The following is a 16259-nucleotide window of genomic DNA, read 5'->3' on the forward strand; positions in this document are numbered from 1 at the left end:
AAGGCCGCTCCGCCATCGGCCCGATCGCCAATTCCGAGCTTCATGACCTGGAGGGCATGACCGGCGCTGAGATCAAGGCGCTGCCCCAGCACGACATCGATCGCAAGCAGCTCGTCTCCATGGCCCGCTTCAGCTTGCTCGCCGTGCTTGCAGCGCGCGAAGCCATGCGGCAGGCCGGACTTTCCTGCGACGARGGGAATGCCCATCGCTTCGGCGCTACAGTGGGCGTCGGCGGCTTGGGCTGGGATGTGATGGAGGAAACTTACCGGGCCCTCCTTTTGGACGGCGCGAGGCGAGTTGGCATCCTCGCTGTACCCAAAACGATGCCAAGCGCCGCCGCCGGCCAGGTGAGCTTGAGCCTCGGCTTGCGCGGGCCGGTCTTCGGGGTGAACTCCGCATGTGCCTCGGCCAACCATGCGATCGCCTCGGCRGTGGACCAGATCAAGCTGGGCCGGGCCGACGTAATGGTTTCCGGRGGCAGCGACGCACCCTTCGCATGGGGCGTGCTGAAAGCATGGGAAGCAATGCGCGTGCTTTCACCCGATACCTGCCGGCCCTTCTCCGCCGATAGGAANGGCAGCGACGCACCCTTCGCATGGGGCGTGCTGAAAGCATGGGAAGCAATGCGCGTGCTTTCACCCGATACCTGCCGGCCCTTCTCCGCCGATAGGAAGGGCCTGGTGCTGGGCGAGGGTGCGGGCATGGCCGTGCTGGAAAGCTACGAGCATGCCACGAGGCGTGGTGCCACAATTCTTGCCGAGATCGCCGGCGTCGGCCTTTCCGCCGATGCCTTCCACATTGCCGCGCCATCTGTCGAGGGGCCAGCGTCGGCGATGCGCGCCTGCCTTGCCGATGCCGGGCTGAATGCCGAGGACGTCGACTACCTCAACGCGCACGGCACCGGTACCAAGAGCAATGATCAGACTGAAACGGCGGCGATCAAGCGTGTGTTTGGAAACCACGCTTATTCGATGTCCATCTCTTCCACCAAGTCCACGCACGCGCATTGCCTCGGCGCAGCGAGCGCGCTTGAAATGATCGCCTGCGTGATGGCAATCCAAGAGGACGTCGTGCCGCCGACCGCCAACTATCGCGAGCCAGATCCCGCTTGCGACCTCGACATCACACCCAATGTGCCGCGCGAGCGCAAGGTGCGCGTCGCCATGAGCAACGCCTTCGCCATGGGCGGTACGAACGCAGTTCTGGCATTCAGGCAGGTGTAGAAGCCATGCAAGACGCCTCATTTGAGGTCACCTGTCGTATCTAGCTGCTTGNTCGCCATGGGCGGTACGAACGCAGTTCTGGCATTCAGGCAGGTGTAGAAGCCATGCAAGACGCCTCATTTGAGGTCACCTGTCGTATCTAGCTGCTTGAGGGGCGGGGCATTGTGATACAGGGAGAGCTGTGGGGTCCCTCCTTCTCGGCCTCGACGATGTGGAAGGAGCCTGTGCGGCGAAACGGGCTAGACGCCCCCCAGGCCCAGAACTTGGGCGAAACCAACACCAAAGGACAGCCGGTTTAGTAGCCGAACAATGAACCCTCGCTCGACGAGCCGCCGTCTCTACTGTCTCCGGCCTCACGCGGTTGACAGCGCAGCGGCTACTGTTCCGCACAACTCGGATGGCAATTGGGACAAGTCCGCACATGTCGTCACGTACGCTGAACGCCGCAGATACAGCCAAATTGGGGGCGGGGCGTTTCTGCCGTTTTGATAGAATTCTATCAAACTGACAATTTTCCTTGCATAAATGCAAGGAAAGCTCGGTTGACTCCCCTCCTTTCTTGTCAAGGATGAGTTTGCAGGCTGCGGTGCGGCAGAAGCCGGACAGAACAGCGACCGGTCGAGTAAAGGCCTGCGCAAACCGCATACTGCGAGCGCCCGCGCGGAGGAAGACGCTCGTCCTGGTGAAAGGCAACGATGCTCAGGCGCCATTGCCATTGCCGAGGGCGTCCGCGCGCCGGAAATTTCGAAGCAACAAAGGTGAGATCGAGAATGATGATGACGAAATACAACACAGCTCACCGTCCAGTGCAGTTCTACCGGCGGGTGGCGGAGTGGGATGGGCTGCCAAATGGAACGTAAAAAGATCAGCAAGGAGATGCTTGGCGATAGTCAGGCGCTGCGCAAGCTGCGTGAGCACCTTGTCAAGGTGGCCAAGGCGAAGACTACGGTCCTGTTGCGAGGTGAATCCGGAACCGGCAAGGAGCTGGTTGCCAAAGCCATTCACGAGCTCTCGCCTCGCGCCAAGCAGCCCTTCATCAAGGTCAATTGCGCGGCGCTCACCGAGACGCTTCTGGAATCTGACTTGTTCGGTCATGAGAAGGGTGCCTTCACCGACGCGAGCAGTTTGCGCAAGGGGCGCTTTGAGGCTGCCGACAAAGGCACATTGTTTCTGGACGAGATTGGCGAAATATCAGGTTCGTTCCAGGCTAAGCTGCTGCGTGTCCTGCAGGAGCAGGAGTTTGAGCGCGTCGGCAGCAACCACACCATTAAAGTTGATGTTCGCGTGATTGCCGCAACGAACAGGGACTTGGAAACGGCAGTTCAACGCAAGGAGTTCCGGCAAGACCTCTATTATCGCATCAACGTCGTCACTTTACGCGTGCCGGCATTGCGCGAAAGGCGAGGTGATATTCCGCTCTTGGCCGCTCAGTTTCTCAAGAATTTCAATACTGAGAATGATCACACGCTGACCTTCGCTCCCGAAGCGATTGAGGTGCTAATGAACTGCGAATTTCCAGGCAACATCCGAGAGCTCGAAAACTGCGTTCAACGGACGGCAGTTCTGGCGACGGGTCCATCAATCCTCAGAACTGACTTTGCCTGTTACGCGGATCAGTGCTTGGCCGCGGCGCTGTGGAAGAACGGACCGCCGACGTCAGAGAAGTCGACTACGATCGAGCCTTCCGCCGCCTGTGCCGCCCCGCCCGTCGGCGACGGGCAAGCGCCGATAGGCCCTGCCACGAGTCGTGGTAGGGTGCCCGATGCCGATACGGTCATTGCTGCCATGGAAAAGTGTGGCTGGGTGCAGGCAAAGGCGGCGCGCCTGCTCGGTTTGACCCCGCGCCAGATCGGCTACGTGCTGAGAAAACGCGGTATCGAGATCAAGCGTCTCTGAAAAAACCCGCCGAGCAAGAGTTGGAGCAGGCCAAGCATTGGTGCTCTGGCGCCGAGCCCATCGGCCAGGCTTACGAAGTGGGTTTGAACAGCGCTCCCAAGATTCCGGCCGTGTGCTTTCTACCACGCAGTCATACTGGGGCTCTGCGACTGACAAACTAAAGAGGAGTAATCCTATGGCTAGTAACTTCGCTCTACACCGCAAGGGCAAATCAATTCGACGTGCCTGGAATCCAGAAATAATCGATGTATCATTGGTGACACGCCAGCATGCGTAGAGGCGACGCGCAGATCTCCGCTGGCGGGACCTGGTCGATACATTAGCTGATGGCTTACCGCTCGATATCACGCAATCTGAGATGGGCATGAAAGTGAGTTCGACCGCTGGACAGTTGCCGACCTCGTCAGGTATTGGCCCCTGCGACCGGTTGATCTGCGATATCCAAATTCGCGGAAGTTGGTCGAGACGAAACTGTCGCCCCGGCTCGTGACCGACCGCGCGCCCAGCAAGACCGAGTTACAAAGTTGCCGAGGCAGTTTGATGTGCGTTCCTGCATCACTGTACGGGACACGACCTGACGGGAGACTATGATGCGTAGCCAAAAAGAAAAGATGCTCGCAGGCGAGTTTTACAATGCGGCGGATCCGGAGATCCAAGCTGACCTGTTGGCCACCGGGGCTTGGCTCAAGCGGTACAATGATACGCTGGGGCAGACCACGGGGCATTGGCATGAGCTTTTGTCCGAGCGGCTGGGAGAGGTTGGGCGCGGAACGGTCATCCGTCCGCCCTTTTTTTGCGACTACGGATTCAATATCCGCATTGGAGCCAATGCCTACATCAACTTCAACTGCGTTATTCTTGACGTGGTAGAGGTCAAAATCGGGCAAGGAACGGCAATTGGGCCTGCTGTGCAGATTTATACCGCCGATCATCCACATGATGCCGAGCAGCGGCAGGCCGGCCTGCAGGTCGGGCGTCCTGTTCACATTGGCAGCCGTGTCTGGATCGGCGGTGGAGCAATCATTCTGCCTGGCGTCACGATTGGTGATAATGCAGTGGTAGGCGCTGGCTGCGTGGTCACACGAGATGTTCCCGCCGGGGCAAAGGTAGTGGGAATTCCTGCTCGCGTGGCCGACCCACATAAACAGGCATAATCACCTCGTTGACCCTGGAGGTGCATGCGAACTGTCGAAACTGTGCCGAATTTTTGTCGAAGCCATTGAGCGCTGCATATGTTGTCGCGACTCGGGCGCTTCAGTTCTTTTGCCACGGGGGTCACAAGATCATGTGCGTAATGCCGCCGCAACGTGCTCACGTCCCGCAGCAGCGGACCCTTTCACATGGCCCAACGAATTCAGAGCCTACGTTGTGCTGCCACTAGCATTACTGCTCACGAATGTATTCCCAACTGAGTTTTCGCCCTTGGAGGCAAGCAGCGACTCACCAGCAATCGCTGGCCATTAATCCTGGCTAGCATCGACCCCGACGAGGCGAGCCGCGGCGTTGCGGATCGGCATGTCGATGACCGTGATTGCGCCTTCGGCAAGGAAACGACGTTCGTTTCTGGTCAGCGTAGCCGAATCGATCACCGCAAAATGTGGGCCAGTGGAGCGCTTCATCAGCTGTCTGGCATATGTGCGCAGCATCTGATCGTTGAAGCGGCAGCCCACGAAGAAAAAACCCCGGTTGACGCGCCGTTGCTTCACCGCGTCCGGGATCGGCGTCTGGATATCAATTTCGGTTAGGACTTCGACGTAATCGGAATCAGCCACGAGGAAGTTTGCCGCCGGCCTGACGCTGCCGTGCGGCGCATAGAGCACCGTCCTAGCCACTTGCTCGGCCTCGAGTTCTGTTCCTGACAAATCGTAAGTTCTCGTCCAGATGTTACCGATCCCGGTTGCGCGCGTCGTTCCTTGTATCTCGACAACGTCTGTTTGGCCGGCCTCTGCAAGGGCTGCTCGCATGGCGCCATCGTACCAGCTGTCGATGATGACAGACAGTTGAAGGGTTGCGAGCCAGGCGTGAAGAACGGTCGGCTCGGCGGGGGCTGCGAATATCTCCGCCATCCACGCTTGGAGAGTCCGACGATGTCGGCGCTGCTCGATAAACTGCGCGACCGACCACATATTGGTGCGAATCCTGGAAGGGGCAGGCGCCCGCTTGTTGAGGGCCGCGGCGACATCTTCAGGGGTGCAAGGTACAGGTGATTCCTGTGGGTTAAGCTGCAGAAGACCAGGACCGAGATAGGGGATCACTCGATCGGCCTTGAGAGCGCCGTTCAGCAGGTCAATCAGTTTTTTGGCAAAACTGCCCCGGACGACGACGAGATGGTCCCAGCTCAGCATCGTGTTCATACGCGTTTCCTCTCCGCCACTGAACCCACCGGCATCAGGCCCCGTCGGAAATCTTCATCGCCTCGACGGTGATCGGCAAACGCGTGTCGCGCGGAAGGTCGGGCAGCATGAGCCGCCAACCGTTCCTGAGCGTCACGGTCCCGCCCCATAAGTCAGCGTTCTCAATCTCGGTGATCGGCTCTTCGAGATCCTTCTTGGGGACATAAGCCGACAAACCAGTAGCGGTCCTGCGAATCATTACTTTCATCCGGCTGTTCCCCCGTTGGAAATGCCTTCAGCTCCGCAGGGAACCTCGACTTTGTCGAGGCTAATGAGTTCGCGCGCTCGCATGCCGACGACCGTGCCACGATCGATCCATTCGACCGCATAGATGAAGAATTGCTGGAGAAAGGTTCCAATGTCGCGCACGTAGCCTTCGTCGCCCTTCCGCACGAGGTCTTCGCCGATCTCCTTGCCGGGATAAGTGCCGTCGTTTTTTATGTGGCGTATCGCACGGACCCGCTCACCCTGCATGAACCGTGGCGGTCTGCCAATTTCCACCTCCTGTTCGCGTCTGGACCACATGCTGTCCATTCCTTTCTCGAGGCTTTTGTTGTGGTCGCGGGTTGCAGGCGTCGTCGTGCTGCGAACCCGACCGTTTCGGTAGGAATCAAGCGGGAACGCAGGTTTTCGGTACCGGACAGACCGACACGCATTGCTGCGTATCGAAGGCCTCCTTGCATTCGGTGCACTTGTTTGGATCGATCACATAGGCGTCACCCTTGAACTTGATCGCTTCCGAAGGACATTCGAACTCGCAGGCCCCGCATTGGGTACATTGGGATGCGATGATCTTTAAAGCCATTCTAACTCCTGGTTATCGGACACGGCTCAGGCCGTCGCCGCTAGTGGTCTGATCCCAAACTCTGCCGCGTAAAGTGCGCTTACTGCGGTCTCGATGTAGTCATGGCCATAGGCGTCGGTTACGCGCAGTCCAGCTCGCGAGAGTTGTTCCTTCGGGCGATTTCCGATCTTGGCGCATAGCACTATGTGTATGCCTTCGAGCGCTGCGATGACGCCCTCGAGGATGGCGTCTTCGCCCCCGCCTCCGAGGCAATACCGCTCGACCTTCCGATGCCCGACCAGGCTGATCCCTCTAGGCGAGACTTCATAAACCTGGAATTCCTTCGCGTGGCCGAAGTGTTCGTTGACCCGTCCACCTCCCTTAGTGGCCACCGCAACCAGAAGCGACTTTTCGGAGTCTGTTGCCTTGACCATACCGATGGCCTCGCTCCTCGCCGCCTCATGATCACGGCGCTCGTGTGCGACCACCTGCCGATAGGCCTGACGCTGGCCAGCATCGTAGGCGACATCGTCGGGAATCCCGTCCAGCGTGAATTCCTGGCCACGATCTTCACCGAGCAGGCCGACAGCATCTGCCCGGCACTGCCGGCAGTGGCGCATCAACTTGGCGCCACCTTCAAGTCGATCCTGAAGAGCCATCATCTCCTTTGCCGTTGGGCCGCGCTGCCCGATGAGTCCGTAGTGGGTACCGTGCGCCGGGTCCGAAATCAGAGGCATCACGTTGTGCAGAAACGCGCCCCGCTCCCTGACCATTTTGTTCACCTCAAACAGGTGCTGGTCGTTCACTCCAGGAATCATCACCGAGTTGATTTTGGTGAGGATGCCGCGCGCGCTCAGCATCTCCAGGCCCAGCATCTGCCGCGCGTGCAAGATTCGAGCGGCTTCGATGCCGAAGTAGCGGCGATTTTCATAAAAGATCCATGGATAGATCTTCGCGCCGACTTCCGGGTCGACCATGTTGATGGTGATCGTCACGTGATCAACATTCATTTCGGCAAGCTCGGCGACATGGTCCGGCAGCACGAGCCCATTAGTGGAGACGCACAGCTTTATGTCGGGGATTTCCCTGATGACGCGGTCGAACGTTGCCTTCGTTTTCTCCCAATCGTAACAGGCATCCCCCGGCCCAGCGATGCCAAGAACCGAAAGCTGCGGAACTTTGTTGGCAACGGCGATGACCTTGCGTAGCGCTTGGTCGGGCGTCAACTTCTCAGACACAACACCAGGCCGGCTCTCGTTGGCGCAATCGTATTTGCGATTGCAATAGTTGCACTGGACATTGCAAGCCGGCGCGACCGCCACATGCATACGCGCGAAATAATGATGCGCTTCCTCCGAAAAGCAGGGGTGATCCTTGATCCTTTCCCAAATAGCCGGATCCCCTTCGCCCGGGCTGGTCGGCGACGAGCCGTAGGAAGACGATGCGCAGCCACCGGATTTCGCGGCTGCCAGAAAACCCTCGGATGTCGTGCTAGTCGGCCCCTCAATCGAAACTGTCGGTGAGGACATCAAACGGCTCCGTTGCTGGTAACGTCGCGGTTCAAGGTGCAAGAGCCATACCAACTGAAAAAAGCGGCTTCAGTTCACTATTCGGGTCGATATCGCATTGTGTCAGGCCGGCGCGACACAATTTTGTCCTGCTTGCGACAGTGCAAGTCCAAATCCGTTCAGAAGCACGAAGCACTCCTTGTCGCGCACAGGGCGCGCAAGACCACTGGCCTGACGATTGGCTCATCAGGCTCTTAGAAGTTCCTTCACCTCGATACTATGCCGGCGTATCGCCTAGCCGACTTGTCGCAGCTTGAGGCCGAGAATTCGAGCCGCATTAGCCTGAACCCAGCCGGCCTTCTCCATTGTGTCGATCAGCCGTCACGCTCCGTCCGCCGCGGTCCCAGCCCCCGTCCGGCCGTATCGTTAGAATCGCAAGTGCCCATCTCGTGTTCAGGCGGGCGCCGATGCGCCGAACCGGCATCGTGCTGGCCCGTGAGAGCTCGTCGATGACATTGCCACGTTCCGAAAGATTGGTTCCATCCAGAGGAGAACGCCAAGCACGCAGTTCTCCGGCTCGCGGACGTTGCCGGGGAAATAGCATTGCGAGATCAGCTCAACTGCCGACGGCGCAAAGCCATGGTTCTCCATATTTCAAGGGTAAGCGCTGTGTCCTTCCAGGAGGACCCGCGATCTGTGGGCCTGCCGATTCTGAGGTGGATCGGAGATCGGCTTGTGTCTGAACTTGAACTTACGATTGACCCTGAGCGGCAGCCTCGGCGTTTTCGAGGGTGATCAACGGCGCTGTTGGTCGGCGGCATTGGTCGATGGACGACAAGGCACGGAGTCATCTCCGAGACCCTGGAGCCGACGCGGTGATCTCGGAGGTTGCCCGGCGCTACGGGCTGCGGCCGCGGCGGAACGCTCGCAAGCTTGCGACGTCGGCAGGACAGGCCACTCCCGCCTAGTGGTTTCGGTGGCGCCACCGGAACGACCCGTTGGGCCTACATCCTTGCACCAGAGCTCAAGGCCACGGCCTGAGAATCGGCCGCCGTTCCCCCTACTTGGTTCCTCAGCCGACAGCGCTAAGAAGGAGAGCAACTTCCGTCGGCGCGAGGATCATTGCGTCGTGGCCAGTGGCGAGTTCCTGCCACGCCCAGCCATCCTGCTTCGCGACCCATTCTCGCGCTCCCGCCATCGGCGGGTGGAGTGGATTAGTGCAGACGACATAGGTTCGGGGTCTGCCGTTGCCGAGCGGGTGCTCGAGCTTAAGTCCGCTTTCGTAGGTGCCTGCCGGATGCGGTGTTATCCGGCGCCGCACCCAGTCCGTGAGCGAGTGTCCCTCGGGAATGCCGAATGCTGTTGGCGGCGGAGTCGGCATGAAGATACCCCGTCCTTCCTCCGCAACCAATTTTCGACGGGCGGCGACGATGTCGGGGGCATGGTGCTGAATACACTTTGACCGCTCTCGACGATGGCGCCGTCGAGATAAACGAGATGGCTGATATGGTCGGGTATCCGGTCGGCGGCGCCGGTGATGCTGATGCCGCCTAGACTGTGACCGACAAGGATCACATCGCTCAGCTCTTCCGTTACAATGTGGTTGACGATGTCGGTCACGAATGTGTCGGGCGTGATGTCCTTGCACAGCAAATGTGCGCGTTCGCCGACACCTGTCTGGGTAGGCGTGGTCACGTGGTATCCCATCTTACGAAGATTGGCGGCCACGTCCCGCCAACACCATCCGCCATGCCAGGCACCATGCACTAGCACATACGTCTTTATCACGGATTGTGCCGTTCCATTTGCTCACCGGCCGTTGTGGCTGCCATCCGGCACGATGGCCGGACATTGTCCAAAGGGGCTCGACCACGTTACCGGTGGTAAGTCCGGCACAGGCGCCCCGTGGCCTGAGGATACCCCTACCAAGTCGAGGAAACTTGAATTGCGAAACCCAATATTCACTAGCTCTTTGCAAGTGGATGGAGAGGCTCATGGTGTGCCGCAGTTGCTCGCTGCCGGCATGCTCTTGGCACCGGCTGATCATCCGAACTTGAACAGGACACCAAAGCCGCCGCGCGGATAGTTCCACTCGATGTCGCCGCCTTTCTCGCACAATATCCGGCAGGTGCCGCATTCCATGCAGCCGTCGGCGGTGATCTCGACTTGACCCTTGTCATTCAACTCATAGCATTTCGCCGGACAGACGTAGGTCAAGGCAAGCAAGTTCGCGCTTGGCTTGTCGTGCGGTCGCACTATGATATGGGGGCGGCCGGAATCGACCAGATAGCGGTTCTGGTAAAGTTTGTCCTCGACACGAACCTTCGTCACTGCGATCGTCATCTTGTACCCTCTTCAGCGCCATGCCAATGCCAGGCGGACCGCGTCGCTGACCAACCCCCAGCGCGAGCGCGCGTTGATGAAGGCGGCCGTGGTGTTCTTTTCCTTCTCGATCTTCGGCGTGCCGTCGACACGCATGAAGTTCTGAGCGGCATGCGACATCAACCGCGGATAGCTGTCAAAAAAGTTGCTGGAATTGGTGTGGAGTAAGGCTGGCATGTCCTTGTATTTCTTAAGATCCTTGATGACAAAGGAGTCATCCAGCATCGTCTTGTAGAGCGCAAGGTTCGCTTTGGTCATAGGACCGTTGCGGCTTTTGACTTTGATGATCGCCTCAGCCGCGACGCGACCCGAGGTCATGGCAAGGTTCGAACCCTCACGGTGAATGGCATTGTTCAGTTGCGCTGCGTCGCCGACGATGACCCAACCGTCGCCGAAGAGCTGCGGAATGGCCCTGTAACCACCTTCGGGGATAAGATGGGCGGCATATTCTTTCACCTCCGAGCCAGCGATCAGCGGCCGGATCGAAGGATGGTTTTTCATCGCATCCAGGAGGGCGGACGGGCTCTCCATCGTCGCGGCGAAATCCGAGACCAGGCAGCCGATGCCGAGTGAAATCGACTCCTTATTGGTGTAAAGGAAGCCGAGCCCGGCCATGCTGCGAGAGATCGTGCCCACGGCCTCGATTACGCAGCCTTCATCGCCCTTGACACCGAACCGCTGGCCAATGACCTCTTCGGGCAAGAAATGCATTTCCTTGACGGCAAGCGCCACGGTCTCCGGCTTCGGCATCTCGCGCAGGCCTGCGCGAGTGCCAAGCAATCCCGACACCCCTTCTGCGAGAACGACCACATTCGCGAAAACCACTCCGCCAGCCCGGTCTGTGCGGACGCCGATCACCTTGCCATTGCCATCACGGACGAGTTCCGTCGCGGTCGTCTCACACAGGACCGTCGCGCCAGCCTCGCGCACCTTGCGGGAAAACCATTTGTCGAACTGGGCGCGGATGATCGTGTAGCGGTTGGGTTTCGCCTCATTGAAGTCGTCCGACCGGTAATGAATTCCGGTGTGAGACGTGTCGTCCATCACCCAAAGTCGCTGTTCGACCAGGTGCCGCTCGAGGGGCGCATCATCGCGGAAGTCCGGGATGATCTTCTCCAGCATGTTCGCGTACATTATGGCACCCTGGACGTTCTTAGAGCCCGGATATTCCCCGCGCTCCAACTGCAGTACCTTCAGCCCCTGGCTTGCCAAAGTGTAAGCAGCTGCGTTTCCAGACATGCCGGCTCCGACCACAATGGCATCGAATTGTTCAATCATGTCCTCTCCCTCAACTCGCAAGCTTGTCTCGACTGTGCGGCGACAGCCGCCGGGTGAAGGCTTCCGTCAGTGCGGGCAGGAAGCGGATTGCATCCGTGACGATCCCGAGGTGGGCGAACTCGAAAATCGGCGCGTTCGGATCGGTGTTGATCGCGACGATGAGATCGGCCCCCTCGACCCCAACTCGGTGCTGGATGGCGCCGGAAATTCCGGCCGCGATGTAAAGCTTCGGTCGAATGGTCTTGCCAGTTTGTCCAATCTGTCGATCAGCCGGCATCCAGCCCTTCTGGACCAAGGGGCGCGAACAGCCATGCTCGGCGCCGATCGCTCGGGCAAGATTCTTCACAAGCTGAAGGTTCTCCGCCGCTCCGAGACCGAGGCCTCCCGCAACCACGACATCCGCATAGGCAAGATTTGCCATTGCCGACTGGTTATCCGGTAGGAAGCCGAGGACTTTGGTGACGATATCGTCCTCAACGAGCGACAGCTTGTGCCGCATGACACGCCCGACCGGCTTATCCACCCGTTGCGGCATAGGCATGACCCTTGGTCGCACCGTCGCCATTTGCGGCCGGTAATTTAGTGTATAGATCGTACACAACAATGAGCCACCAAAAGTCGGACGGGTCGCGGCGAGTGAACCGTCGGAATCTACATCAAGTTCGGTGCAGTCGGCCGTGAGCCCCGTCTGCAGGGTCGTCGCTACCGAGCCTGCAAGATCCCTGCCCAGTGTGGTCGCGCCGAGAAGGAGGATTTCGGGTTTATGGGTATTGACCAGATCCGTGAGCGCCTTGGCGAACGGCTCGTTCCGGTAGTCGGCGAGCGGCGGCGCATCGACGATGTAGACAAGATCCGCCCCGTAAGCGAAGGCCTCGGCAACAGCGTCCTCGACCATCTCGCCCGGCGGTCCCAGCACGACGCCCGCGAGCTGGACTTCAAGCTTGTCGGCTAATTTGCGGCCTTCGCCCAGCAGTTCGAATGATACAGGATGCACATTGCCGCGTTCGAGCTCGAGGAAGACCCACACGTGCCGGTAGTCTTTGAAACGGTCGGGAAGTTCTTTCTTTACACCGGCACGGCCGGGGGCAATGCGAGGGGTAGTTTGGCTTGCGGTCGACATTTTCTGCTCCTGGCCGTCACGTGCCGCTGTTGAAGGCCAGCTCATGTTCCAGCGCCGGCCGGCGGGTTAAGATATCGGCGATGAGTTCATCGGCTATGTCCTGCAAGCCCCTTTCCGCGGTGTCGATCTGCGCCGCCCTTTCTGCCCGTGCGGTGGGGGCGAAAACACGCTTGACGACTGTAGGCGAGCCACGCAGACCGCACCGGGTGAGATCGTCAATGCCGGCGTCGGCTGCAGTCCACTTCACGACTTGGCTGCGCGCCGCGCACAGAGCCTGCTGGAGCGAGCCCCGGCGGATTTCGTTGGTGTCTTCCAGCATTGTAATGAGGCAAGGGAGTCTGCTCTTCAGCAACTGGGTGCCGCCTTCGGCGCGACGCGCGACTTCGATCTCTCGCGTATCGCGGTCGATGGAGGCAATCTTCGCGACATAGGTAAGTTGCGATAAATCTAGGCGCTTGGCTATGCCCGGTCCGACCTGGGCGGTATCGCCGTCAATCGTCTGCTTGCCGGTGAAGACGATGTCCGGCCTGCCGAAAGTCTCCCCAATTTTTGCGATTGCTTGCGAAAGAGCAAAGGAAGTCGCCAGCGTATCGGATCCGGCAAAATAGCGGTCCGTCAAGAGAACTGCTCGGTCAGCACCGTAACCGAGCGCCTTTCGCAGCGAGTCCTCCGCCATGGGCGGACCCATTGTGAGCACAGTAACCTCGCCACCATGAACGTCGCGCAGTTTGAGCGCTTCTTCGAGGGCGAACAGGTCGTAAGGATTGATGATGGTCGGAACACCCTGACGCATGATCGTGTTCGTCACCGGGTGCACGCGGATCTGTGCCGAATCCGGCACCTGCTTGATGCAGACTACGATATGCATTGGCGGTTTCTCTAAGCTCCCAGTCCGGATTCGTGCTTGGCGGTTCACCTCATTGCCTGCATCGTTCATGCCAAGTCGTCTTCCTGCCTCTATTCCAGAAGGTGGCTTCGTTTGCTTCCGAGGAGGCGTCATGAGGACTGGATTTGTCGACTTCTCGACATTGTCGCGTCGCAGCCGTGTCGGGCTCAATACTTTCCGAACCGCTTCAGTGCAGAGTCGAGCGGGACGAAGGCGCGGCCAGGTGCGGGACATATGTTTGGATCGTGGTCCCTTAGCACCTTGAACACACGTTGCGTGAGCGGCGAGGAAGTCGCGAAATCTTCGTAGGCGCGTTCCAGCTTGGCGCGCACCCGCGCGGCGATTACCTGGTTAGGCAGACCGGAGAAATCTTCTTCGGCAAGGTATTGGCCCACGCGCTTCATGATATGGAGCCGCGAGACATTCATCACTTTCGGGTCGTAGGAGACGTCAAGGCAGGCGAAGAAGTCCTCCGCGGCCGACAGGCCCTTCAGTCGCGCTAGGATATCGGTGCGATCGATCGGGCGGCTATCAGCGGAGCAGTTCATTGTATTCTCCCGGCGCGAAATTGTGGTGTCGATGCATTGGTGACATTGCTGACGGCGTGCCGACCTCTGGCACGGCGGCTGGGCAAGAGACTTGGCGATCTCAAGCTTTTCTTGAAGTGGTGAAGGCGACCCCGAGTTTGACTGCTCTCCTTGCGCAGGGTCGTCACGTTGAGGAAGACCTCACGGCTCGTCGGCTATTGTGCCGCTCGGACCCGGGCCGGAATGAAGCTGTTCTGCACCTCGCCCGCACAGTCCAGCACTGGGAACGGCCCGTAGCTTCTCGGTGATCGCAGGCAGGACCTCAAGCACGCGGTCTACGTCATCTTCGCCGTTGTCACGCGACAAGGAGAAGCGGACTGCCCCACATGCCGCGTTCATAGCGATCAGAACATGGCTCGGTTCCAGTGAGCCAGAGGCACAGGCGGACCCGGCGGAACAGGCGATTCCCAGCCGGCTCAGGACAATTGGAATTGCATCGCCTTCGATACCTTCGAATCCAATGTTTGCAGTGTTTGGCAATCGCTCTTGCGGATCGCCGTTGATGGATGTGTTTGGGATGCGCTGGATGATCCCGTTCTCAAGGCGGTCGCGCAACCATTTTATTCGTTTTGTCTCGTCCATGAATTTCAAGGCGAGTTCGGCCGCCATGCCCAGTCCGACTATGCCGGGTGTGTTTTCAGTGCCTGCACGCCGGTCGCGCTCTTGGTGCCCACCCTTGATCATGGAGGAGAAGCGCACGCCACGTCTTACATAAAGCGCGCCTATCCCCTTTGGACCATGCAGCTTGTGGGCGGAGAGCGACAGCATGTCGATCGCGGTCGATTTCAGCTCAATCGGAAGCCTTCCGACCGCCTGCACTGCATCAGTGTGGAAAAGCGCGCCGACTTCCCTGGCTAGATCGGCAAGCTTAACCACGGGAAAGATCGTACCGGTCTCATTGTTCGCCCACATTATCGAGACGATTGCCACTTGTGGGGTGAGGGCGGTTCTGTAGGCGTCCAGGTCGAGCCGGCCGTAGTGATCGACTGGGATAATGTGCACCTTGACGCCGCGCGTCTTCTCAAGGTGCGCGCACAACTTCAGAACGGCCGGATGTTCAACCGCGGAAGTCACTATTTCCGTTCGGTCGGGCATCACCTCCAGCGCCGAAAGGATGGCTGTACTGTCGCTTTCAGTCCCGCCCGAGGTGAAGATGATCTCGTCCTCGAATCCCGCGCCGATGAGGGCTTGCAACTGTTGCCTCGCCTTTCTCACGGCTTCAGCAACCGATGCGCCATAGGCGTGCATGGACGAATGATTGCCAAATTGCTCCGTAAAGAAAGGCAACATCGCTCCAACGACTGCAGGATCAACCCGCGTCGTTGCGTTGTTGTCGAGATAGACAGGGTTCATGGGAGTGATCCTTCAACTGCTGAAATGATTCAAGGGTAGGCGGGCGGCCATTGAACCTCTGGCGCATATCGTATCTGGTAAGGTGGGCGGCCGGGCGAGCGATGGCTTGGCTGACCGGTCGCTGTCGACATTGCCCTTTGGTGGCGGCATCCGCCGGGAATTCAGCTGTTTCGGGCAATTTTGTTTGCTTGCCCACGGCAACGATCGATGATCGCGATTTGGCGCATCACCGAACGCAATTGTTCCGGGCCGACAGTGCGTGTCGGCCGGTTCCAGAGCGCCGGCGGTTACCGGTTCGACGCAGTATTCCTTGGCGTCGCTATTGTCGAACATAGCCTGTTCCCTCGCAATCATTTGCAGGACTTGCCGCAGCCGCACGTCTCACGCGCATTGGGGTTATCGAAAACAAAGCCGGATGTTTCGAGCCCAGTGACGAAGTCCACGGTCATGCCGGCGGCATGGGGTTGGGAGCCTCTATCCATGAACACCTTGAGCCCATCTCGCTCGATGATCGCATCGCCCTCACGTGAGACGCTCTCCAGGCCCATTGAGTATTGGAAGCCGGTGCAGCCGCCGGCATGGACCATGATGCGAAATCCTTCCGCCGGCTCGCTGGCGCGGTAAAGAGCGGCCTTGATGGCGGCAACAGCGTTGTCGGTGAGCGTAATCATGGCTCGATTTCTCCTCGGTCCGGCGTTTTCGCGGATCATCTCGCATGGACCGTGCCAAAGGGAAGACGTGTCAAAAACCGTAGGACATCCCGACGTCTCTTATGCTCGATTGCTGGGGAGACGTCCGACAACCGACACTTACTGTCGGGTTTGTCGCGTCCGCGTCACAGGAAGGGCG

At 59.2% G+C, this 16259-nt stretch carries 17 protein-coding genes and 2 pseudogenes; 3 read left to right on the plus strand and 16 right to left on the minus strand.

The genetic code is table 11. The features are described from left to right. Positions 1 to 1223 (plus strand): beta-ketoacyl-[acyl-carrier-protein] synthase family protein (locus tag EJ079_RS09710; protein WP_164873756.1); only part of this gene is annotated, 1223 nt, incomplete at its 5' end. A gap of 562 nt (positions 1224 to 1785) precedes the next feature. Here EJ079_RS09710 and EJ079_RS09715 read toward each other — a convergent pair. Beyond that, positions 1786 to 2013, minus strand: a complete 228-nt coding sequence (locus EJ079_RS09715) for a hypothetical protein (protein ID WP_127331210.1) — start codon at positions 2011 to 2013, stop codon at positions 1786 to 1788. A 62-nt stretch (positions 2014 to 2075) separates the two neighbouring features. Here EJ079_RS09715 and nifA point away from each other — a divergent pair. Both nifA and EJ079_RS09725 read left to right on the plus strand, forming a co-directional pair. Continuing rightward, positions 2076 to 3119, plus strand: a pseudogene (gene nifA / locus EJ079_RS09720) (nif-specific transcriptional activator NifA); the annotation flags it as partial. Between the two features lie 587 nt (positions 3120 to 3706). Next, a complete protein-coding gene (locus EJ079_RS09725; protein ID WP_024505228.1) occupies positions 3707 to 4273 on the plus strand; it encodes a sugar O-acetyltransferase in 567 nt (188 codons plus the stop codon). 306 nt (positions 4274 to 4579) lie between these two features. Here the strand turns inward: EJ079_RS09725 and EJ079_RS09730 are convergent, their stop codons facing one another. From EJ079_RS09730 to EJ079_RS09805, 15 genes and pseudogenes are all read right to left on the minus strand, one after another. Next, positions 4580 to 5473 carry an SIR2 family protein gene (locus tag EJ079_RS09730; protein WP_127331208.1) on the minus strand — a complete coding sequence of 298 codons (894 nt, stop codon included), beginning with the start codon at positions 5471 to 5473 and terminating at the stop codon, positions 4580 to 4582. 34 nt (positions 5474 to 5507) lie between these two features. Then, a complete protein-coding gene (gene nifT, locus EJ079_RS09735; RefSeq protein WP_024505230.1) occupies positions 5508 to 5720 on the minus strand; it encodes a putative nitrogen fixation protein NifT in 213 nt (70 codons plus the stop codon). Next, a complete protein-coding gene (locus EJ079_RS09740) occupies positions 5717 to 6037 on the minus strand; it encodes a nitrogen fixation protein NifZ (protein WP_127811310.1) in 321 nt (106 codons plus the stop codon). The genes nifT and EJ079_RS09740 overlap by 4 nt, the downstream gene beginning before the upstream one ends. A gap of 85 nt (positions 6038 to 6122) precedes the next feature. Beyond that, positions 6123 to 6317, minus strand: a complete 195-nt coding sequence (locus EJ079_RS09745; RefSeq protein ID WP_024505232.1) for a 4Fe-4S binding protein — start codon at positions 6315 to 6317, stop codon at positions 6123 to 6125. A gap of 26 nt (positions 6318 to 6343) precedes the next feature. After that, positions 6344 to 7825, minus strand: coding sequence for a nitrogenase cofactor biosynthesis protein NifB (nifB, locus tag EJ079_RS09750; RefSeq protein ID WP_127331206.1), 1482 nt, complete (start codon positions 7823 to 7825; stop codon positions 6344 to 6346). 273 nt (positions 7826 to 8098) lie between these two features. Then, a pseudogene (locus EJ079_RS09755) lies at positions 8099 to 8202 on the minus strand (helix-turn-helix domain-containing protein); the annotation flags it as partial. Between the two features lie 907 nt (positions 8203 to 9109). Continuing rightward, on the minus strand, positions 9110 to 9592 hold the full coding sequence (locus EJ079_RS33755) for an alpha/beta fold hydrolase (protein WP_348629731.1): 483 nt from the start codon (positions 9590 to 9592) through the stop codon (positions 9110 to 9112). Positions 9593 to 9847: 255 nt separating this feature from the next. Then, on the minus strand, positions 9848 to 10147 hold the full coding sequence (locus tag EJ079_RS09770; protein ID WP_024505235.1) for a ferredoxin family protein: 300 nt from the start codon (positions 10145 to 10147) through the stop codon (positions 9848 to 9850). A gap of 12 nt (positions 10148 to 10159) precedes the next feature. Beyond that, complete coding sequence (locus EJ079_RS09775; protein ID WP_024505236.1) at positions 10160 to 11464, minus strand: FAD-binding protein; 1305 nt, start codon at positions 11462 to 11464, stop codon at positions 10160 to 10162. A 10-nt stretch (positions 11465 to 11474) separates the two neighbouring features. Next, positions 11475 to 12584, minus strand: coding sequence for an electron transfer flavoprotein subunit alpha/FixB family protein (locus EJ079_RS09780; RefSeq protein WP_024505237.1), 1110 nt, complete (start codon positions 12582 to 12584; stop codon positions 11475 to 11477). 16 nt (positions 12585 to 12600) lie between these two features. Next, the gene (locus EJ079_RS09785) at positions 12601 to 13452 is read right to left on the minus strand and encodes an electron transfer flavoprotein subunit beta/FixA family protein (RefSeq protein WP_024505238.1); all 852 of its coding nucleotides are present in this window, start codon (positions 13450 to 13452) and stop codon (positions 12601 to 12603) included. A 185-nt stretch (positions 13453 to 13637) separates the two neighbouring features. After that, positions 13638 to 14018: a nitrogenase stabilizing/protective protein NifW gene (gene nifW / locus EJ079_RS09790; RefSeq protein WP_127808908.1), complete on the minus strand. Its 381-nt coding sequence runs from the start codon at positions 14016 to 14018 to the stop codon at positions 13638 to 13640. Between the two features lie 180 nt (positions 14019 to 14198). After that, complete coding sequence (gene nifS / locus EJ079_RS09795; RefSeq protein ID WP_063169388.1) at positions 14199 to 15410, minus strand: cysteine desulfurase NifS; 1212 nt, start codon at positions 15408 to 15410, stop codon at positions 14199 to 14201. Between the two features lie 12 nt (positions 15411 to 15422). Beyond that, positions 15423 to 15743 (minus strand): hypothetical protein, encoded by a 321-nt coding sequence (locus EJ079_RS09800; RefSeq protein ID WP_127331198.1) that lies wholly within the window; start codon positions 15741 to 15743, stop codon positions 15423 to 15425. 17 nt (positions 15744 to 15760) lie between these two features. After that, complete coding sequence (locus EJ079_RS09805) at positions 15761 to 16081, minus strand: iron-sulfur cluster assembly accessory protein (protein ID WP_024505241.1); 321 nt, start codon at positions 16079 to 16081, stop codon at positions 15761 to 15763. Positions 16082 to 16259 lie beyond the last annotated feature (178 nt).

Origin of the sequence: Mesorhizobium sp. M7A.F.Ce.TU.012.03.2.1, from assembly GCF_004006095.1 — a bacterium.
Classification (GTDB): Bacteria; Pseudomonadota; Alphaproteobacteria; order Rhizobiales; family Rhizobiaceae; genus Mesorhizobium.